Origin of the sequence: Bacillus sp. FJAT-45066 (assembly GCF_002335755.1) — a bacterium.
GTDB lineage: Bacteria > Bacillota > Bacilli > Bacillales > Bacillaceae_I > Bacillus_CD > Bacillus_CD alkalisoli.
Genome location: NZ_NISQ01000001.1, coordinates 1,619,833 through 1,640,476 on the forward strand (window position 1 = coordinate 1,619,833; position 20,644 = coordinate 1,640,476).

At 33.9% G+C, this 20,644-nt stretch carries 22 protein-coding genes; 6 read left to right on the top strand and 16 right to left on the bottom strand.

What is annotated here, in order from left to right; all coding sequences use genetic code 11:
• The first annotated feature begins 18 nt into the window (after positions 1–18).
• Positions 19–351, top strand: coding sequence for a hypothetical protein (locus CDZ92_RS08185; protein WP_096154754.1), 333 nt, complete (start codon positions 19–21; stop codon positions 349–351).
• A gap of 40 nt (positions 352–391) precedes the next feature.
• On the opposite strand, the gene CDZ92_RS08190 is transcribed toward CDZ92_RS08185, so the two are convergent.
• From CDZ92_RS08190 to CDZ92_RS08205, 4 genes are all read right to left on the bottom strand, one after another.
• On the bottom strand, positions 392–835 hold the full coding sequence (locus CDZ92_RS08190) for a YlbF family regulator (protein WP_096154755.1): 444 nt from the start codon (positions 833–835) through the stop codon (positions 392–394).
• A gap of 90 nt (positions 836–925) precedes the next feature.
• Positions 926–1,363 carry a hypothetical protein gene (locus CDZ92_RS08195; protein ID WP_096154756.1) on the bottom strand — a complete coding sequence of 146 codons (438 nt, stop codon included), beginning with the start codon at positions 1,361–1,363 and terminating at the stop codon, positions 926–928.
• Positions 1,364–1,457: 94 nt separating this feature from the next.
• Positions 1,458–1,697 carry a YlbE-like family protein gene (locus CDZ92_RS08200; RefSeq protein ID WP_096154757.1) on the bottom strand — a complete coding sequence of 80 codons (240 nt, stop codon included), beginning with the start codon at positions 1,695–1,697 and terminating at the stop codon, positions 1,458–1,460.
• A gap of 16 nt (positions 1,698–1,713) precedes the next feature.
• Complete coding sequence (locus tag CDZ92_RS08205; RefSeq protein ID WP_096154758.1) at positions 1,714–2,127, bottom strand: YlbD family protein; 414 nt, start codon at positions 2,125–2,127, stop codon at positions 1,714–1,716.
• Positions 2,128–2,262: 135 nt separating this feature from the next.
• Here CDZ92_RS08205 and CDZ92_RS08210 point away from each other — a divergent pair, with 135 nt between their 5' ends.
• Both CDZ92_RS08210 and CDZ92_RS08215 read left to right on the top strand, forming a co-directional pair.
• Entirely contained in the window at positions 2,263–2,751 is a 489-nt protein-coding gene (locus CDZ92_RS08210; RefSeq protein ID WP_096154759.1) for a PaaI family thioesterase, read from the top strand.
• Positions 2,752–2,792: 41 nt separating this feature from the next.
• Complete coding sequence (locus tag CDZ92_RS08215) at positions 2,793–3,152, top strand: hypothetical protein (RefSeq protein ID WP_096154760.1); 360 nt, start codon at positions 2,793–2,795, stop codon at positions 3,150–3,152.
• 22 nt (positions 3,153–3,174) lie between these two features.
• Here CDZ92_RS08215 and CDZ92_RS08220 read toward each other — a convergent pair whose 3' ends face one another.
• The 3 genes from CDZ92_RS08220 to safA all read right to left on the bottom strand — a co-directional run bounded on the left by CDZ92_RS08220 (position 3,175) and on the right by safA (position 5,633).
• Positions 3,175–4,233, bottom strand: coding sequence for a CAP domain-containing protein (locus CDZ92_RS08220; RefSeq protein WP_096154761.1), 1,059 nt, complete (start codon positions 4,231–4,233; stop codon positions 3,175–3,177).
• Between the two features lie 350 nt (positions 4,234–4,583).
• Positions 4,584–5,000, bottom strand: a complete 417-nt coding sequence (locus CDZ92_RS08225) for a CBS domain-containing protein (protein ID WP_096154762.1) — start codon at positions 4,998–5,000, stop codon at positions 4,584–4,586.
• Positions 5,001–5,012: 12 nt separating this feature from the next.
• On the bottom strand, positions 5,013–5,633 hold the full coding sequence (gene safA, locus CDZ92_RS08230; protein WP_100333754.1) for a SafA/ExsA family spore coat assembly protein: 621 nt from the start codon (positions 5,631–5,633) through the stop codon (positions 5,013–5,015).
• Positions 5,634–5,866: 233 nt separating this feature from the next.
• On the opposite strand from safA, the gene CDZ92_RS08235 reads away from it, so the two are divergent.
• Positions 5,867–6,223, top strand: a complete 357-nt coding sequence (locus CDZ92_RS08235) for a YugN family protein (RefSeq protein ID WP_096154764.1) — start codon at positions 5,867–5,869, stop codon at positions 6,221–6,223.
• A 19-nt stretch (positions 6,224–6,242) separates the two neighbouring features.
• Here the strand turns inward: CDZ92_RS08235 and CDZ92_RS08240 are convergent, their stop codons facing one another.
• Complete coding sequence (locus CDZ92_RS08240; RefSeq protein ID WP_096154765.1) at positions 6,243–6,590, bottom strand: Asp23/Gls24 family envelope stress response protein; 348 nt, start codon at positions 6,588–6,590, stop codon at positions 6,243–6,245.
• A gap of 287 nt (positions 6,591–6,877) precedes the next feature.
• Between CDZ92_RS08240 and ytvI the strand changes: the two genes are divergently transcribed.
• Positions 6,878–7,936: a sporulation integral membrane protein YtvI gene (gene ytvI, locus CDZ92_RS08245; RefSeq protein WP_096154766.1), complete on the top strand. Its 1,059-nt coding sequence runs from the start codon at positions 6,878–6,880 to the stop codon at positions 7,934–7,936.
• A 40-nt stretch (positions 7,937–7,976) separates the two neighbouring features.
• Here ytvI and CDZ92_RS08250 read toward each other — a convergent pair whose 3' ends face one another.
• The 7 genes from CDZ92_RS08250 to cyoE all read right to left on the bottom strand — a co-directional run bounded on the left by CDZ92_RS08250 (position 7,977) and on the right by cyoE (position 14,854).
• The gene (locus CDZ92_RS08250) at positions 7,977–8,447 is read right to left on the bottom strand and encodes a DUF420 domain-containing protein (protein ID WP_096154767.1); all 471 of its coding nucleotides are present in this window, start codon (positions 8,445–8,447) and stop codon (positions 7,977–7,979) included.
• Between the two features lie 312 nt (positions 8,448–8,759).
• Entirely contained in the window at positions 8,760–9,668 is a 909-nt protein-coding gene (gene ctaG / locus CDZ92_RS08255) for a cytochrome c oxidase assembly factor CtaG (protein WP_096154768.1), read from the bottom strand.
• A gap of 178 nt (positions 9,669–9,846) precedes the next feature.
• Positions 9,847–10,179, bottom strand: coding sequence for a cytochrome c oxidase subunit IVB (gene ctaF, locus CDZ92_RS08260; protein WP_096154769.1), 333 nt, complete (start codon positions 10,177–10,179; stop codon positions 9,847–9,849).
• Between the two features lie 4 nt (positions 10,180–10,183).
• A complete protein-coding gene (locus CDZ92_RS08265; RefSeq protein WP_096154770.1) occupies positions 10,184–10,804 on the bottom strand; it encodes a cytochrome (ubi)quinol oxidase subunit III in 621 nt (206 codons plus the stop codon).
• On the bottom strand, positions 10,804–12,675 hold the full coding sequence (ctaD, locus tag CDZ92_RS08270; protein ID WP_176483840.1) for a cytochrome c oxidase subunit I: 1,872 nt from the start codon (positions 12,673–12,675) through the stop codon (positions 10,804–10,806). The genes CDZ92_RS08265 and ctaD overlap by 1 nt, the downstream gene beginning before the upstream one ends.
• A gap of 23 nt (positions 12,676–12,698) precedes the next feature.
• Complete coding sequence (gene coxB, locus CDZ92_RS08275; RefSeq protein ID WP_096154772.1) at positions 12,699–13,745, bottom strand: cytochrome c oxidase subunit II; 1,047 nt, start codon at positions 13,743–13,745, stop codon at positions 12,699–12,701.
• Between the two features lie 170 nt (positions 13,746–13,915).
• On the bottom strand, positions 13,916–14,854 hold the full coding sequence (gene cyoE, locus CDZ92_RS08280) for a heme o synthase (RefSeq protein WP_096154773.1): 939 nt from the start codon (positions 14,852–14,854) through the stop codon (positions 13,916–13,918).
• 541 nt (positions 14,855–15,395) lie between these two features.
• On the opposite strand from cyoE, the gene CDZ92_RS08285 reads away from it, so the two are divergent.
• Complete coding sequence (locus CDZ92_RS08285; protein WP_141395208.1) at positions 15,396–16,334, top strand: COX15/CtaA family protein; 939 nt, start codon at positions 15,396–15,398, stop codon at positions 16,332–16,334.
• Positions 16,335–16,392: 58 nt separating this feature from the next.
• Here CDZ92_RS08285 and pyc read toward each other — a convergent pair whose 3' ends face one another.
• The gene (gene pyc, locus CDZ92_RS08290; RefSeq protein ID WP_096154775.1) at positions 16,393–19,830 is read right to left on the bottom strand and encodes a pyruvate carboxylase; all 3,438 of its coding nucleotides are present in this window, start codon (positions 19,828–19,830) and stop codon (positions 16,393–16,395) included.
• Between the last annotated feature and the right edge of the window lie 814 nt (positions 19,831–20,644).

Consider the following 20,644-nt stretch of genomic DNA (forward strand, 5'->3'; position numbering starts at 1 on the left):
CGATAAAGGAGAACTCTTATGGCATTACATGAAGTGTGGGCTATATTTTTAAGAGAGTTAAAACATGAACATGAAAACTCCATTGTTCATTGTTATCGAAAAGATATTACTGGAATACCTTTTCTTTATGTTGAAACAAACCCGAATGTAAATTGTATGGATATTTTATCGATCATTGAAAAGTGTGCAAAAATAGCGATGTACAAAAAAAGAATTACTAGTAGAACAAAATTCGTTAGAAAACAAGATGGTACTTGTGTTTTTAGACATAGATTTTATGTACCACAAGAAAAAATGTTTTGTTGCGGAAACTTTTGTGAAGATTGTATTTTAAAAAGAAATAAACATTGAATGATACTAAAAAAGACTGACAAAATGTCAGTCCTTACTTTTAACCGCAACCACAACTTCCTCCTGATCCACATCCTCCACCACAACTTGACATCGAGTCAAAGAATGGATTTCCAGTTGGAACTTTAATATGCTCTGAAACAGCTCTTCCAAGTAGTACGCTAATTTCATCCAATAATTTCTGGATAGCGTTTTCCGCTTCTTTAAAAGTTGCTACTGTTTCATTTAAATCTAATGTTCTCTTTATATCACGAGTTTCTTTTGTAATTAGACGGTAGTCTGGGTGGTACTTGCCAAATCGTTGTACCTCTTCGTGTTTTTCTTTTATAGCAACAAATTTAGAGACTATTTCCATAGCTTCTTTATTTGTTCGTAAATTATATAAACAGCGTAAATAGTCTTCATAAATATCAGATTGAAGCACCATTTTTGCCAATTGTTCTGCACCTTCTACTAATTGTAGTCTTTCAAGAGTGGCTATCATAGTAAAACACACCTCCAAAACGTATCATATCATGTATAAGAGAAAAGTAAAAGGCAGTAGCAATACCGCCCCTGGAATTATATAAACTGTTTAAGGTAAAGTTACTGTGAAATTATTTGAGATACCGTACTCTGTTCCATCTAACCTTTTTAACTTTAAAGTAATAGTATGTTTTCCTTTGCTCAAGTTTTTAATAATAAAGGCTCCTTGAGTAAACTCATCCATTTTTTTACCATCAACTTGTAATTCTATATAACCTTTTCCTTCTTGGTTTGTTCCGGTTTTAGATGAAAATTCAAAATTTGGTTCTACTATACACTCCACATATATTTTTTCGTTTTTTATAAAGTGATGCACTGACATTCCTAATTCTGCTTTTTCCTTTTTAGTTGTTTTCATGTTAATATCTGTAAATGTACTAGGTAACATTGCAGAAACTTCCGCTTCTGGTGGTTCTGGATTATCTCTACACCCTGTTAGCATTATTAATTGAATACTCAATAAAGCTAATAAACACTTTTTATTCATCTATGTAAACTCCCTTCCTACTACTTCTACCCTTATTGTTGGAAGAGAGTTACTTTTCTATTCAATTATTATCAATGAAATACGGGTAAATTCATCAATCCATATTCTTCATTGTGTGAAACATATGCACCATCATTGATGCCATTTGAACAGAATCTTGGAATTTTTGTACTTTATGTGGAATTGTTTGTTTGTAATGATACATTGATGCTAGTTCAAAATCTTGAAGAATTTCTGGATTCCTACTTAACTTACGATACCAAATTGGTTGTTCTCTTATAAAATTTTGTAACGTTTTCTTTTTTTGAATATAATCAAATACTTCTTTACGCATCATCACTCATCCATTCTTAATCCTTTCTAAATGAAAACGGATTTCTAGGTCCTTGTGAAGTAGAGTTGCCTTTACTGTTTGTTGGAATAAACTGTTGAATTAGCTGTTGGATATTACCAATTGCATGATTAGCATTTGTTAAATAATATTGTATTTGATTTGTATCCATTTTTTTTAGAGCACTTAATACTTGTGGGATGATATCCGTTTTATCTTCAGAGCTTTTATTACTATCGCTACTAATTGTTGGCTCTGTTTTATCGCGGAAACTTACCCACATTTCATCTTCTTCCCCTAATAAATACCATTCTTCAAATAATTCCTGCCATGTTTTTTGCTCGCTTTTTACTTGATCTCTTAGTTTTGGATGTCTTTTTACAAAATCTTTGAATTTCTCAATACTTGGATGTTTTTGTTTTGAAGTAGCCATCCTCTCACCTCTTTCACTACATTTGCCTATTTTATTTTATTACGAATAAAGAAAATAGTGCGCCTATTTTCTTTTCACAATGAATGATGATTGATAAGATAAGGAAGAGAATATGGAAAGAAGGGAAAATTAAGAATGGATTACCAAACTAAATGGGAACAGTTTTTACATACAGCATCAGAGACGGAACGAGAAGAAGCTTCATTAATTTTAGAAGCGCTAGAGGCGAGAAGAAATAAAAAGCACAGTACCTTTGTTTCAGCTTTATTAAACTTTACAACTATAAACTTTTGTTCAGAAAAGAAAACATTAGAAATGACAATGACCAACAGTACTTTGTTAGATAATTCCTTGTCCATTTTACATGGAGGATTTAGTGCAACATTTCTTGATACCGCTATGGGCACACTAGCATCAAAAATTTGTCCAGAAGGGAAAACAACTGTTACGTCGGAAATAAAAGTTAACTTCTTGAGACCTGGAGTTGCAAAAGATTTTACTTGTACCGCCAATGTTATTCATCAAGGATCCAAGCTAATTGTTGTAGAAGGTAAAATGACAAACGAAGCAAACAAAATCGTTGCGCATGCTACAGGTAGTTTTTTTGTTATTGATAAAAAGTAATTTTGCTTTTAGTACTAATAAGTTATTGAAAAGGTGATTTTATGGTTACTGCTGTAGTCATTCCAATTTTAATTATCTACTTTTGGTGGATATCCGTAAAAGAAATAAAAAAGCAAAAGAAGAGATGGTTATCTGTTTCTGAGGTGAAAGAGGAATCAATCTTAGATGGGGTTATAAAAGGAATTTCCAATAAAAGAGAAAGATTTTATTACCATTACTTTATCAAGATTACAGAAATAAAACTTTCACACCAAAATAAAATCGTATCCACCCAAATAAAAATGCCAGATACACCAGATTGGCAACAACCTACTTTAAAAGTAGGCGACCAGTTAAGGTTGATAGGATTGTGGCATGAAAATGTTTTTATTGTCTCTAGATGGGAACATATAAAAAAGTAATAGGAAAGCAAAAAATGCTTTCCTATCGCCACGATTGAATAAAGTTTTGAGTGTAGTACTTTTCATAAACACCTACCCCTAAATGTGTAAAACGTTCATTTAGCAATGTATTTCTATGCCCTTCACTATTTAACCAGCCTTCAACCGCCGCTAATCCATCGACATACTTTGCTGCAATATTCTCTCCAGCTAACCTATACAGGATTTGGCTTTCTGTAAGTCGTTCTGATAACCCACCAGTAGTTGGCGAAGTATGTGAAAAATACTCGTTAACACTCATATCCTTACTGTGATTATATGCAACTTTCGCTGTTTCTTCGTCCCATTGAACTGTAGTAAGATTAAATCGTTCCCTTATAATATTTGTAAAATCTAATATTTGTTCATTAGCCCCTTTCTCAACGAGCTCCCATTCTTTTGGCGATAATGATTTAGCATCAATAAGTGAACCACGATAAACAAGCTCATAAGGTCTCTGTTTTAATAAAGTCTCCGCATTTAAATATCTAACACTTGATAATGTACCTTCAAAAGAATCAAAGTATAATTGAACATAAATGTTTTCAAGTTCAATTATTGGTCTTACTTGTAATTCCTCTTCACTTAGTTGAAATCTATACGAACCACTCTCATAACTTAGTTGCAATTGTTCCTCAAAGTTGAGTGTTACGTTTAAGGCTTCATATTGTTCTCCAATAATAAATGGCTGATTATTAATTTGATCGCCTACTACAAAAATAGTGACAATTTCTTCATTTTGTATTCCAAACTGTACGTATTTATGTAAATCTTCATTATAAATATACCAATCATAGTCGTACGCTGATAAATCAATCCTGTTTGGTTCCCCAAAATGTTCCTTTAACTCGTATACACTTTTACCAATCCATAGTCCTATTCCATTTAACTCTATAGTATCTTTTACTTCGGATTCATTAGTATCTATTTCTTTTTTTACAACTACAAGTTCCTCCACTATCTCAGTATCTGTTAGGACATTTTCATCTGTTATATTCGGTTGATATTGAATAAAAATGATAGCGACAAATGATAGTGTTAATAAAAATAATACCCCTCTCAAATTTGCTCCCTCCTATATAAATACTATATTTACTAGATTTGTTTTTATTCTATTTTTCAAAAATTTAATAGATTGAATCAATTTCATATTTGGTTCGTTTATTGAAAAACGAATATTTTAGTGTAATGCATAATAATATGTTGGTTTATTAAGGTGTATACATACAAAAAACGGTGCTATCATTCGTTTTTCGTATAGCAGTCATACATTATGAAACGGACTCGATTAACAAGAATTACTCCATATAATTTTTACCCACTTCTTTACCATACAAACCTAAAAATTCACTATCTTATCAAGAATAATCCAAAAAGACTGCCAAGAAAGGCAGTCCTTTAACGTTCTATTTATTAATGATTTTCAGATATTTCACTTAAAGCATCTCCAGCACTATCGTCTGAATATTGATTTGTAGCTAAGTCCCCTAATGAAACAATTCCTACTAATTGGCCATTTTCCACAACCGGTAATCTTCTAATTTGGTGCTCTGCCATTAAGTTACTAGCTTCATCTAAAGAAGCATCAGCAGAAATAGTAACTAAGTTTTCACTCATAACGTTAGTTACTGGATTAGAGCCAGGATGCTTTTCTGCTATTCCTCTTACAACTAAGTCTCGGTCTGTAATCATTCCAATTATTTGGTTGTTTTCTACAATTGGAATTGCCCCAACATTTAAATCTTTCATTTTTGTAGCTACTTCAAAAACATTATCTAGTGGTGTACAAACATCCACATTAGTTGACATTACTTCTCTTACAGAACGCATTATTCCACCTTCTTATTTTGAAATAAACATTTGTGTCCAATATGTTCGATAGGAACCGCCTTCTACATACCCGACACCAATATGAGTGACGTCATTTTTCAATATGTTTGCTCTATGGCCTGGAGAGTTCATCCATTGTTGAACTACCTCCTGTGCACTCCTTTGCCCAGCAGCGATATTCTCAGCTGCTGTACGGTAATTAATACCGAAGTTTCTCATCATCGTAAAAGGTGAACCATAATTCGGTGAATTGTGTGCAAAATAGTTACTATCTCTCATATCTTGAGATTTATACCTTGCTACACGAGAAAGCTCCCAGTCTTCTTTCAACGCAGGTAAGCCATGTTTTGCTCTTTCGGCATTTGTAAGTCTAATAACTTCTCGTTCAACCGCTTTTACTTCATCAATTAATGGTATTGTTACTCTTTGTCCAGGATAAATAAGATTAGGATTAGAAAACTGAGGGTTAGCACTTATTATTTCAGATATACCAACCTGATATTTGACTGCAATTTTCCACAGAGAATCTCCTGTTCTTACTGTATATGTATCTGTACTTTGCGCACTTGATGTATTTGGCAGAGCACAACAAACTCCCAGAGCAATAAGAATAATGGAAAGAATCCTTTTCAACCTACCCCTCCTTTCCTTTATATAAATTCTCAACATCAAACTCGAAGCAAGGCAAATGCCTTCTGCTTTTCTTGTTTAGTTTCACCATAATTGATAAAATCATGACAATTTTTTAAAAAAGAATAGAGAATTGAAGATTAGTTTAAGACAAACATTGAAAGTTGTCTCCATTCGTACTATTATTAATTAGGAACATCTATTTTACTGTATAGTTTTGAAAGGAGTCTACATACATGAGATTAGAAAATACAGGGATTGAAAACGAATCTTTAGAATTAGATCGTCTTATTGTCATTATGGAGGATTTAGGATTTGTTCTTGCAGGACAGTGGGATTATGAACGCGTAACATTCGATAGAAAATTCGAAAGTAAAGACGACACTTTCTATTTACGTGTTCAAGGTTATGCTCAAGAAGGCGATATTGGTGGAAAACACGCGGTTATTCAACTACTTCCTCCACTATTAGGTAAACACTACTACCCACACGGTGTAGAATATGGTGAGGGTGAGACATTCCCTAACAATATTGTTTCAACTTCTAAATCTTTGTTAGCGCAAGCTAAAGAACAGATAGAGAAAATTAAGTAACCTTTTAAACGCATGTTTTTCATGCGTTTTTTTCTTTTTTATACAATACTTTTCTTATATAAACGTTTATACTTTCTACTTTAAATCCGGTAAGGGATTCTACATCTTCTTTCAAAAATCTTTGCAAGTAATAACATTTTTCAATAATATTCTCACCAAACATTACTTCTACACATATCGAAATACTAATTACATTTTGATGTTTTTCATACTTTTGATTGTCATTACATTTCCTTATTAAAATGTCTAACAGTTTCTGAAGTCCACTTTTTTTCATTTCTTCAATACCGTCAATTTCTGATAAACGAACAGAAGTGATTGTATCCAAAATAATGGTATCGACTTGACCAATTTGTTTATTTCTCATGTTAAAAACTCCTTTTCAAGAAGATTTCTTTCGAAGAAGTAATGAATTAGTTCGTTTCATAAAATATGTGTTCTAATTGATAAACGAATGGTTTATGGAAATATCTATAAAAACAATAAGTGGAGAAAATAGTAACTTCAATATCGTGGTTAGTATATTCACTTCCTGCAAAATGGTGAAAAGAAAAAATACTTTTTTACTATTTTCCTTCTACAATACTGTTCATTAGTGAAAAAGCATACTATAATCTATAGTATAGAAGTATGGTTTTAGAAAGGAGCACTCTATTGGCTACATTTTTAACAAAACGCACTGTCTTTACTGTCCTTATAATTGCCGCGATTGTTGCGATTGGTTTATTTATTTTACCTGTATCTATACCGATTATTATTGCTTTTATTACTGCTTTATTTTTAGAACCAATTGTTCGCCTTTTATATACAAGGGTAAATATTAAAAGAAGTTTATCTGTTTTGATTGTATTTTTACTATTCCTTGTTTCTATAGGTGTAGGTGGATATTTTATAACTACTAAAGTTATTACTCAAGTAATTAGTTTAGTGGAAAATGCACCATCTTATATAAACGAAGTAAATAGAGTTTGGCGTGACTTCGAAACAGATTTACATAAACAATATGAAGATTTACCACCTGAGGTTGTTATTGAAATTAGTGATCAAATAGACAAATTCCTATATGATTTACGCATATACTTAACCGACTTGGTAAACATCCAAAACATAAAACACATTTTTACGAATATACCTAATTATTTAGTTAGCTTTATTGTCTACTTAATTGCATTATTTTTGTTTTTAATTGATATGCCTAAATTAAAAGAAGGATTTTATTCCCACCTAAAAGAATCTACAGCTGATAAAGTGAAGTTTATGAGTTCAAGACTTTCGTATGTTGTATTTGGGTTTTTCAAAGCACAATTTTTAGTAAGTATTATTATATTTGTTGTTACGTTTATTGGATTGTTATTCATCGCTCCAGAAGTGGCATTAATTATGGCTTTTGTTATTTGGATTATAGACTTTATTCCAATAATTGGTTCGATCGTTATTTTAGGGCCATGGGCTTTATTCCATCTAATTACAGGAGATATTGGTCTAGGTACACAATTAGCCGTCCTTGCTGTGGTCCTATTAATTATTAGAAGAACTGTTGAACCTAAAGTAATGGGTTCTCACATAGGCTTATCTCCACTTGCCACACTGATTGCCATGTACATCGGTTTAAAGTTATTAGGTATCCTTGGGTTCATCGTAGGCCCACTGATCTTAATCGCATTTAACTCTGCAAGAGAAGCAGGCATCATTAAAACAAATTTCAAAATATAAAAAAACGTGTTAAGGTCAATTCCTTAACACGTTTTTCATTTTAATAACCTAAAATTGCTCTAAAAACAGAAGTTGTCTCTCCGCCTTGATAAATAACATATAGTAAAAGAAACACAGCCACACCTGTAATAGCTGTAGTAAACCAAACTAATGATGTTATAGGTCCAAGTTTCCGATGACGCTCTAACTTATTTTTATAACCTGTCCATAACGTAGTGAGACCTAGTACCGCTCCAACAGTTGCTAATACAATATGGAAGAGTAAAAATATTGTGTAGTAAGTCTTTATATCGTCTGGTCCACCAAAACTTGTGTTTCCAATAAAGACAGTTCTAGATAAATAGATAATAAAGAAAATAATTGCAAAAATAGCAGCTAAGTACATTGTCTTTTTATGAGCTTCAATTTTTCTCTTTGCAATTAAGTACCAACCTATTGCAACAAAAATAGCACTTAATACGATAAAAAAGGTACTGATAGTTGGTAAAACTGGAATTGAGTAAGTATCCAAGAGATGAATCTCCTTTCTTGTATTTAAGTACGTTTCAAATGTATTACTACTATACGAAAAACGAATAATTACAGCATATTTTTTTAAAAAGAAACTTTAAAATGGACTAAATTATTTCGTATTATAGTAAAACATTCGTTTTTCATTATACGAACCGTAATTATGAAATTAATTCAATCATAAAATCAATTAACTTTATCACATTTTAGTACATTAATATTGTAGGCAACGTAGCGATATAATTCAATGGTTTTTATGATTTGTTCATAAAATTGTTGATTCATAGAAAAAAAGCACCATTTAGTTGGTGCCTTATTTAACAACTCTCGGCTGCATTAAATCGTTAATATCTACTTCATCTTTTTCTCTTTCTCTTCTAGCCCATTTAAAGAAAACAAAAGCGAGTATACTTCCGTACATTACCTCTTGTATAATCTTCATAATAATTCCACCGAGTTGTTGATCCTCCAACAGCGGCATCATACTAAACATCTCTGGGCCACCTAAATCTAAGCCTGCCAACGTACCAGCTGGCACACATAAGGCAAGTGCATTTAACCATGCAGTCATATCCGAATACGTTGAGTACAATGGTGTTTCTGCAAAGATGATAAGCGCACATGCAGGGGTTAGTAATACTCCATCAGCCATTATATAACCAAGTTTCTTTATTCCAGACATACCTTTTTGTTCTGGAAGTGGATCAATTAAAGGGAACCACATCATCATAGACGCTAAAAACAAAATAGTTGTGAATATAGAATGCATCATCATATCCTGTTTAATAATGTCAAATACAACTGGAATATGGTAAAGCGAGAATAAGGCATTAAATGTTATAAGAGCAATTAATGGTTTCGTTAAGAATCCAATAATGCCTTTTAAGAAAGGTGCATATACAACCTTACGAATCATCCAATTAGGTATACCTAATATTAATAGTGGAGGTATAACTAAATATAAAAAAGCCATCTGTGTCATATGTGCACTTAACATTAAGTGTCCTAATAAATCTAATGGGCTTCCTTTAACTAAGTATAATAAAACCATAGTGATAATAAAGAAAGTTTTTTGCTTTGTTGATACAGGTTCTGAGTCTTTAATCTTATGCCTGCCCCTACCAGTAAAATAAATATAGAGAGCAGAGATAATTAATATGGAAAGGAAGAACAATGGACTCCATAAAGCTCGAAATCCAAAGATTTCTATGTTGCTATACATGCTATCACCTCTTAATCCTACTTTAGGAACATAAAATCATTATACTACACGGTGTACAGCCTATTCAATGAAGCAATCACTTCCTATTTGTACCTATCGAAATTTGTCATAAATTCGACATAGATTAGCACAAAAAAACGCGACGGCCAACAGAAATTGACCATCGCGTTTAGATTTATTACCACCAGACAATTGTTACAAATGCTAATACTGTGACTAAACCAACTAATAAACCTGAATATAAGAATAAAGCAGGTACTTCATGTCCTTTATGGTTCATGTGCATAAAGTAATATAGTTGGAAAATACATTGTACTACCGCAAGTAAAATGATAAATGGTACTACAAAGTATGAAGACATATCCGTGCCTACTGCAACGAAGGCAAGTACTGTTAAAAAGATCATTAGTACAAAAGAAACTACTTGGTATTTCATTTCTTCTGCGCTCTTTTTACGACGATAAGCTAAATCTACCTTCGGGTTACCTGAATTTGATGTTTGATTCGCCATCAGATTATCCCACCATTCCCATTAGATATACGACTGTAAAGATAAATAACCATACAACGTCAATGAAGTGCCAGTATAAAGAAGCTAAATAGAACTTCGGTGCATTGTAAAGGTTAAGACCAGTCTTAGAGTAACGGATTAATAAAGTACCAATCCATAATAAACCAAATAGAACGTGAGCTCCGTGTGTTCCAACAAGCGTATAGAATGCTGAACCGAATGCACTACTTGTGAAAGTGTGTCCATAATTTATATAGTGCATAAACTCGTAAATTTCTAAGATTAAGAAAGATAATCCTAGGAACCAAGTGATCCACATCCATAACTTCATTTTTTCGAAGTTGAAGTTTTTCATATGGTACATAGCGTATACACTTGTTAAAGAACTTGTTAAAAGAATCATAGTTGCTATGAAAACTAGTCCAAGGTCGAAAATTTCCGCTCCAGTCTTAGTACCAGCAACTGAATCCTTAAGTGCTAAATATGTTGCAAATAATGATGCGAATAGTACAGTTTCTCCTCCAAGGAAGAGCCAAAATCCTAGGAACTTATTTTTTCCTTCGAGGGTTGCTTTCTCAGGCGAAGCTGGAAAAGTTTCAGCAGTTAATTTTTCTTCTGCATGCATTATAGATTAACCCCCTTATCGTCATCATCCATAATGTCTTCTTTATGAATATGGTAACCATGATCTTCAATAATAGAACGGAAGAACATTGCACCGAATGTAACAACAAGTCCTAATATCATTACTGGGATACCCCAACCATAGTCATTTTTGTAAAGAATACCGAATGCTGAAATAAATAACCCAAATGAAATAATAAACGGTAATATAGAACCGTTAGGCATATGAATATCCCCTACTGGCTCAGCTGGAGTCATACCTTTTTTACCATCCATTTTTTCAATCCATAATGGATCTAACCCACGTACAAGTGGAGTTTGTTTAAAATTGTACTCTACTGGCGGTGAAGCTGTTGCCCACTCAAGTGTACGTCCAGTACCCCATGCATCGCCAAGTACTTTTTGTTTGCTCATAGCTGTTTTAATTATGTTCCAAAGTAATACAATTGTTGCAATAGCCATGAAGAATGCTCCAACTGAACTAATTAAGTTACCTAAATCTAACCCTTGTCCAGGTAAGAACGTGTAAATACGACGTGGCATACCCATTAACCCTAAGAAATGTTGGATTAAGAATGTTAAATGGAATCCAATAAAGAATAACCAAAACGTGATTTTTCCTAATGTTTCATCTAAAATCTTACCAAATATTTTCGGCCACCAGTAATGAGCACCAGCAAATAGACCAAATACTACCCCACCTACGATTACGTAGTGGAAGTGAGCTACTACAAAGTAAGTATCATGATATTGATAGTCAGCCGCTGCTGCCGCTAACATAATCCCTGTAACTCCACCCATAACAAATGTTGGAATGAATGCTACAGACCATAACATTGCTGCAGTCATCTTAATCTGACCGCCCCACATTGTAAATAACCAGTTAAAGATTTTAATACCAGTTGGTACCGCGATTGCCATTGTTGCAACTGCGAAAATGGAGTTCGCGATTGGCCCAAGACCAGTTGTAAACATGTGGTGAGCCCAAACCATGAATCCTAAGAAACCGATTAATACTGTTGCGAATACCATAGAAGAATATCCGAATAGACGTTTCTTAGAGAATGTAGCGAATACTTCTGAAAAAACACCAAATGCTGGTAATATTAGAATGTATACTTCTGGGTGTCCGAAGATCCAGAATAAGTGTTCCCAAATAATTGTGTTTCCACCAAGAGCTGGGTCGAAGAATGCTGAACCGAATAAACGGTCAAACATTAGTAAAGCTAATCCAACTGTTAATGGAGGGAAAGCAAATAAGATTAATGCAGATGCAACAAATGTTGACCATGTGAATAAAGGCATTCTCATGTAAGTCATACCAGGTGCACGCATGTTAATGATTGTTACAAGGAAGTTAATACCCCCAATTAATGTACCGATACCGGAAATCTGAAGCCCGAGGGCGTAAAAGTCAATACCATGTGTTTCTGATGCTAAGGATAAGGATGCATAAGAAGTCCAACCTGCATCAGGTGCGCCGCCTAAAAACCAACTTAAGTTTAAGAAAATCCCGCCAAATAAGAATAACCAAAAACCTAATGCATTAATGAACGGGAATGCTACGTCACGAGCACCAATTTGTAAAGGTACAACTGCATTCATAAATGCAAATAATAGTGGCATCGCCGCTAAGAAAATCATTGTTGTTCCGTGCATTGTTAATATTTCATTATAAAGACCTGCACTTAAGAAGTCGCCGTTAGGTTTAGCTAACTGAATACGAATAAACATCGCTTCCAAACCACCGACGATGAAAAAGAAGCCACCGGCAATTAAGTACATAATCGCAATCTTCTTATGGTCTACTGTTGTTAAGTAATCCCATACAGTTGCGCCAAAACCTTTTTTCTGAGCTACCGTACTCACAATGTAACCTCCTTTTTACCGTAATTCTATTCTGTTTTTAATCCCATTAAATACTCAACAAGAGCGTCTAATTCATTTGGATTTAACTTTGGATACTTATCCGTCATTTTGTTTGCAGGCTTATATGTTTCTGGATCATCTAACCAGTTATATAAGTCTTCTTCTGTGTGATCAAGCACACCTGCAATACGAGAACGTTCTCCAAAGTTAGCTAAGTTAGGTCCGATACTACCTTGAGTACCAGAAATTGCATGACATCCTATACAGCTTTGTGCATAAATTTCTTCACCAGCTTGTGCTAATTCAGTTGTAGCTGTGTGTTCAACGTTTTGCATTCTTTCAATCCATTGATCAAACTCAGTACGTGACATTGTTTGAACTTTAAAGTCCATTAATGCGTGTGATGGTCCACAAAGCTCTGCACACTTACCATATAATAAGTTTCCTGCATTAGCAGAACGTTCAGAGTCAAATGATAACCACATTTGGTTCACGTTATCTGTGTTTGTGTCCATTTTTCCACCAGCTGCTGGAATCCAGAATGAGTGTTTAACATCATTTGCTTTCAAGTTGAAGTAAACTCTTTCATCTGTTGGTACTACTAAGTCTTGAGCAGTTACTACACCATAGTCTGGATATTCAAATTCCCACCAGTATAAATGAGCTGTAACGTTAACTACTAACGCATCTTGCTCTTCATCTTCCATTGGTGTTACATCCGCTAATTTAAAGGTGTAGGAAACTGTTGGAACTGTCAAAATTAATAATAGTAAAATAGGGATAACAGTCCAAATAATCTCTAATTTGTGGCTTCCTTCTACTTGTTTAGGAATAAATTCTTCATCGCCTTCACGTTGACGGAATTTCACAACAACGTAAATGAAGATGATTGTAACCACTATAACAACCAACGTCATAATTACTGTACTTAGTACAATTAGTGACAGTTGCATATCTGCTACTTCACCAACTGGCTTAAGTGCAGATAAATATGGTTCACCACAGCCTGCTAAAAATAGCGCTAACACACTGAACAGTGTAAATATACGCCAATTTGGTAACCATTTCTTCATAGCCTAATCAAACCCCTCTTTCTTGTATAGTGAGTGAAGTAGTAATGTATTGATAAATTCCTTCTTAATCTCATGAGAAAGAATCTAATCACAAAATAAATAAATGATAGAACTACTACTTATATCATTGTAGTATTCCATCGTTAAAATGTAAAAAGGTATTTTAAAAATTAAAAGATTGTTACAACTATCATGGATACATAGAGTATCGTTAAATAGTTTAAGGAATAAACAAACATTAATGTTGCCCATTTTCTATTATCTTTCATTTTAAAACCTGCGAAGCTTAGCGCTACCCATCCAACATTTAAGAGTGTAGCTAATACTAGAAATACAGTCCCTAAATCAAATAAGTAGAATGGTAAAGGAAGTAAACATAAAACCCAAACTACCATCTGCCTTCTAGTAACTTCAAACCCATGAACAACAGGTAACATTGGTATACCTGCGTTTCTATATTCTTCACACCTTCTAATAGCAATTGCTAAGAAGTGTGGGATTTGCCAAACAAATAATATTAAGAATAAAATCCATGCTACAAGTGATAAACTTGGGTCCACTGCAGCCCAACCAATTAATGGTGGAACAGCACCTGACACACTACCGATAACTGTATTTAACGTATTTTTTCTTTTAGACCACATGCTATATAAAACAACATAAGTAAAAGCTCCAATAAGGCCGATTACAGCTGCAGTAATAGTTGTCATTGCTAAGAGGATTGTACCTACTACAGTTAGTATTAATCCTAAATATAACGCCCTATTAACCTTCATTCTACCTGTAACAGTAGGTCGGTTCTTCGTTCTTTCCATTAAATGATCTATGTCACGATCAATGTAGTTATTTAAACTACAAGAACCAGCCACAACTAATGATGAACCAATCATTGTTAATAACATTAAAGGTATATTGTCTAAAAAACCTTTATTCGTAAAGTGAAGTGCTAGCCAAAGACCAGTAAATGTAGTAATGAAATTTGAATTAACAATTCCAATCTTTATTAATGCTAAGAAATCTTTCCAAGCAGAAGTTGTTAGCAATTCATCTTGAGGACGGTCATCTGTCATTTGATCTGCCGCATGTTCCATTGTCCTCAAATTAGCCATTTATATTCCTCCTTTAACCTAACCTTCACTACTTAAATTCTAATAGTAGCGAATATAAGGTGTGCACCTGTTTAATAGTATATCACGAAGAGCCTTAATCTCTTTAAATTGTATTCGTTTCCACTACTTTACTACAAATAATTGTTAGAAAATCAGGCAGAGTGTTTTTATTTCCTACTCTCTGTATATTAAATCATATTTACGTTTTAGTTTGTGAAAATTATTTGTAGAAAATATGACTAATTTGTGTCACGTAGTGTAAAAACCGTTTCGAAAAAGCCTACTCGATGTATAATAGTTAACAGTCACGTATATGTAAAGATGGATAATAAATTTACAGTATTACCAACAAGTCCCTTATATATTTCTAGCAAACTCCTTCCAAACAATCAACCTTTTTTATTATAATAATAAAGCCGCAACTTATTATGTTGTCATTAATTAGGTTTTTGTGTAGTATTGTGTTGGACGTTTATTATTTTAACATTTTTTCAGCTATTTTAGTATAAAGGATTTAAATTACTTTTAAGAGGTGAAACTATTGCATCGTAAATTGAAATGGTTCGCCGTTTGTACGTCAATTGTCATGCTATTTGTTTTAATCGGGGGAGCATTAGTAACAAAAACAGATTCAGGAGCTGGTTGTGGAGATTCCTGGCCATTATGCCACGGTGAACTAATACCAAGTGAAATAGATTTAGCATTAGTGATTGAATTGAGTCACCGTGTTGTTTCTGGTTTGGCTGCTATAATGGTATTAGTCTTAGCGGTTTGGTCATGGAGAGCAATCGGAGAAAAAAGAGAAACAAAGTTTCTTGCCATTTTATCGTTTATTTTCTTAATTATTCAAGCTTTAATTGGGGCAGCTGCAGTTATGTGGGGCCAGTCATCATTTGTTCTCGCTCTTCATTTCGGGATATCATTAGTATCCTATGCTTCTGTCTTTCTATTAACGCTTTTGATTTTTGAAGCCGATAAAAAGTTTAACGCTGAGTCTATCATTGTTGATCGCAGAATGACTTTTCATATCATTGGTATCATTACGTATAGTTATATCGTCGTCTATTCTGGTGCATTAGTGCGTCACGTTGGTGCAAGTCTTGCTTGTCCATCTTGGCCACTGTGTACAAGAAACGGACTTGGAATCCCTACACAAATGCATGAATGGATACAAATGGGGCACAGAGCCGCAGCAGGATTAATATTTATTTGGATTTTGTATGTTGCAGTACTTGCAATAAAACAATATTCTCACCAAAGTGTTATAAAGTGGGGATGGATTATATCTTTGGTTCTTGTTTCTCTTCAAGTAATAAGCGGAGCTATCATTATTTTCACTAAGTTAAATCTTTTTGTTTCTTTATTACATGCATTAATTATTTCTCTTTTATTTGGAGTTCTAAGTTATTTATTAATGCTTGTATCTAGAAATAAGTCGAATCGAACGAAAGCAAATAATAACAAAAGTATAGAAATGTAAGATAAGCGCGTAACCAATCAACAGGTTACGCGCTTATCTTTTAAGTTAAAGCCATTATTTATTTTCTTAACTCTATTAATAAGTCTCCAGTAGAAATGGCGTCACCTGAGTTAGCGAAAATTTCCTGAACTGTGCCTGTATATGGTGCTTGAACAGTCGTTTCCATTTTCATAGCTTCGGTAATCATTAAGTGGTCACCTTTTGTAACTTTTTCTCCTTTTTCTACTAAAACTTTAATAACAGTACCTGGCATTGTTGCTCCTATATGTCCTGTATTATTACGATCAATTTTTTGCTTTGTTGTAACCATTGATTTTACATTCTCGTCTTTGATGATCACTTCACGTGGTTGACCATTTAACTCGAAGTAAACTACTCTCGTTCCATCCTCTTGTGCTTGACCGATTGAAACTAATTTCACAATTAACGTTTTCCCTTTTTCAATCTCTATCTCTATCTCTTCTCCAAATCGCATCCCATACAAGAAAGTTGGAGTATCTAAAACGGAAATATTTCCAAACATATCATACTTTTCTTGATATTCGAGGAAAACTTTTGGATATAGAGCATAAGAAATCATTTCATGACTTGTTACTTGTCTGTTAAGTGTGTTAAATAGTTTTTCTTTCACTTCTTCAAAATTAACATCATCTAATAATTCTCCAGGTCTAACCGAGATTGGTACTTTTCCTTTTAAAATTACTTTCTGTAATCTTTCTGGGAACCCTCCGTGTGGTTGACCTAAAAAACCTTCGAATAATTCAATAACAGAATCAGGGAAATCTAATGTTTCTCCCTTTTCTAACACATCATGCTCTTTTAATTCGTTTTGAACCATAAATAATGCCATATCACCAACTACTTTAGAAGAAGGAGTAACTTTTACAATATCACCAAACATGTCATTAACAGTGCGATACATGTTTTTAACTTCTTCCCAACGCTCGCCGAGTCCAACTGCTTTTGCTTGCTGCTGTAAGTTGCTATATTGCCCTCCTGGCATTTCGTGTTGATAAATTTCTGTGTGTGGACTCATCATTCCACTTTCAAAATCTTTATAATATTTCCTGACATCTTCCCAGTATTGTGAAATTTTCTCTAAGGACTCTACATCAATCCTTGGCTGACGTTCATTTTCTTCTAACGCATAAAATAACGTTGATGCGCTAGGTTGCGAAGTAAGTCCAGACATAGAGCTTGCTGCTACGTCGACAATATCTACACCAGCTTCAATAGCTTTCGCATACATATAAATTCCATTTCCACTAGTATCGTGGGTATGAAGATGAATTGGAATATCAATAGAGTCTTTTAATGTTGATATTAACTTATAGGCAGCTTGTGGTTTTAATAATCCAGCCATATCTTTAATAGCTAAAATGTGTGCACCAGATTGTTCTAACTCTTTAGCTAAATCTTTATAATATGTTAAATCATATTTAGAACGAGTTGGATCGTTAATATCACCAGTATAACAAATAGAGGCTTCTGCGATTTTCCCAGAATCTCTTACAGCATCAATTGCTAATGTCATTCCTTTAACCCAGTTTAAACTATCAAAAATTCTAAATACATCGATTCCTGCATGCGCGGATTTTTCTACAAATTCTTTAATTAAGTTGTCTGGATAGTTTTTATATCCTACCGCGTTTGAAGCGCGTAATAACATTTGGAATAAAATATTCGGACTTTTTTCACGTAATGTTAATAATCTTTCCCATGGGTCTTCACTTAAAAAGCGGTACGCTACATCATAAGTTGCTCCACCCCACATTTCCATAGAAAATAGGTTTGGCACTAACTTTGCAGTTGGTTCTGCTATTCTCATTAAATCATTAGTACGCATACGTGTTGCTAATAAAGATTGGTGTGCATCTCTAAATGTTGTATCGGTTAGAAGAACTTCTTTTTGATCTTTTATCCATTTAACAAGTCCATCTGCCCCTTGCTCATCAAGTATTTGTTTTGTTCCGTTCGCAAAGTTGGGGATTGTTTCTACATTTGGCAATCTAGGTTCATCAAATACTGGTTTTTTCTTCTTTTCCACACCAGGAAAACCATTTACAGTTACTGTGCCGATATAGGATAGCATTTTCGTTCCACGGTCTTTCCTTTTAGGAAATACAAATAATTCAGGAGTTGTATCAATAAAAGAAGTGTCATATTCTCCATTCATAAACTTCGGATGTTTAACAACGTTTTCTAGGAAAGGAATATTGGTTTTTATTCCACGAATTCGGAATTCTTTTAGATTTCTTTCCATTTTTGATGCTGCCTTTTCAAAAGTTAGAGCCCATGTTGATAACTTTACTAACAATGAATCATAGTAAGGGGTAACAACAGCTCCTTGATAACCGTTACCGGCATCTAATCTAACACCAAAACCTCCGCCTGAGCGATAAACATTAATTTTGCCCGTATCCGGCATAAACCCATTTAATGGATCTTCTGTTGTAACTCGTGATTGAATAGCAAATCCGTTTATTACTATCTCATCTTGTGATGGAATTCCTATTTCATCACTAAATAAACAATGCCCTTGGGCAATCATTATTTGGGATTGTACGATATCTACACCTGTGATCATTTCTGTAATAGTGTGCTCTACTTGAATTCTAGGGTTTACTTCAATAAAGTAGAATTTTCCATTTGAAACTAAAAATTCTACTGTACCAGCATTTACATAGTTTACATTCTCCATCAAGTTAACGGCTGCTTGACAAATATCATCTCTAAGTTGTTCTGATAATGAAACACTTGGAGCAATTTCAACCACTTTTTGATGACGACGTTGAATCGAACAATCTCTTTCATACAAATGAACAATATTGCCACTATCATCACCTAATATTTGTACTTCAATATGTTTCGGCTTTTCAATAAGCTTTTCTACATATATTTCATCGTTACCGAATGCTGCTTTAGCTTCTGATTTGGCACGTTCATACGCTTCTTTTAACTCAGATTTTGTTCGGACAACACGCATCCCTCTACCGCCACCACCGAGTGAAGCTTTAATCATTAGCGGATAACCATATGTACTAGCAAAATCCATAATGTCTTCTAAAGAATGAACAGGACCATCACTTCCAGGTATAACTGGTATTCCTGCAAGTTGCGCTTGAGTTCTAGCTTTTACTTTATCACCGAACATGTTCAAGTGCTCAGAAGTTGGACCAATAAATATTATTCCTTCTTCTTCACATCTTTTAGCAAACTGAATATTTTCAGATAAGAACCCGTATCCAGGATGAATGGCATCTACAGCGTTGTTTTTGGCAATAGTAATGATTCCTTCAATGTCTAAATAAGCGTCTATCGGTTTTTTACCTTCGCCTACTAAATAAGCTTCATCTGCCTTATATCTATGATAGGATCCCATATCTTCTTTAGAATAGATCGCTACTGTTCGAATATTTAATTCTGTACACGCTCGAAAAACTCTTATTGCGATTTCGCCACGATTGGCAACTAACACCTTGTTTATCTTTTTCACGCCTGTTTCCCCCTTAGCTGATTTACACTTAAAGTATACCTTTAATACATGATTCGATTCGCTTTACTAATTTCCTGCTAAATTTAACGTTTTTTTCTAAGTTAAGTGAATAAATTGGAATTTTCAAATAATAATCATTATATTAAACTAATATTTAGTGATATGGCAAGTATGTTGCATATACCTTCGGTTATATTCTATAAAAATAGCTCTATTCGTAAAGGATTGTTGCTTTTATCTTTATTTTAGAAATAAGGTGTATCTTCGCTGCAGGCACTGGAATCCTCGAAAATGCTAGCGCACGATGCACATGGATCCCGTGCCTTCCTGTCCCTCGGCGTGAGACCCCACAGGCAAAACGCGAGGCCACTGAATTATTTATACTAACGAACAAGACTATCAAGGTTGTTTTAAAAAAATGGTTATTGGATTTATTTCACTAGACTTATCATAGATACTTTTTTCTGTTTCCTTAGCGAAAGTTTCGTTCATTCGCCTTATCATGCATACTTTTTCCTGTTTTCTTAGCGAAAGTTTCGTTCATCCGCCTTATGATGGATACATTTTCCCTTTTTTCCTAGAGAAAGTTTCGTTCATCCACCTTATGAGCCTACTTTTTTCCTGTTTCCCTAGCGAAAGTTCCTTCCATTTGCCTTATGACGCATACTTTTCTCTGTTTCCTTAGCGAAAGTTTAGTTCATTCACCTTATAATAGATACTTCCGCCATTTGATAGAAACCTTTACCTTTTGCAATGTAAATGAACGGATAACATTTTTCTATAGAGAAATCTATTAAAAACAACAAAGTTTACG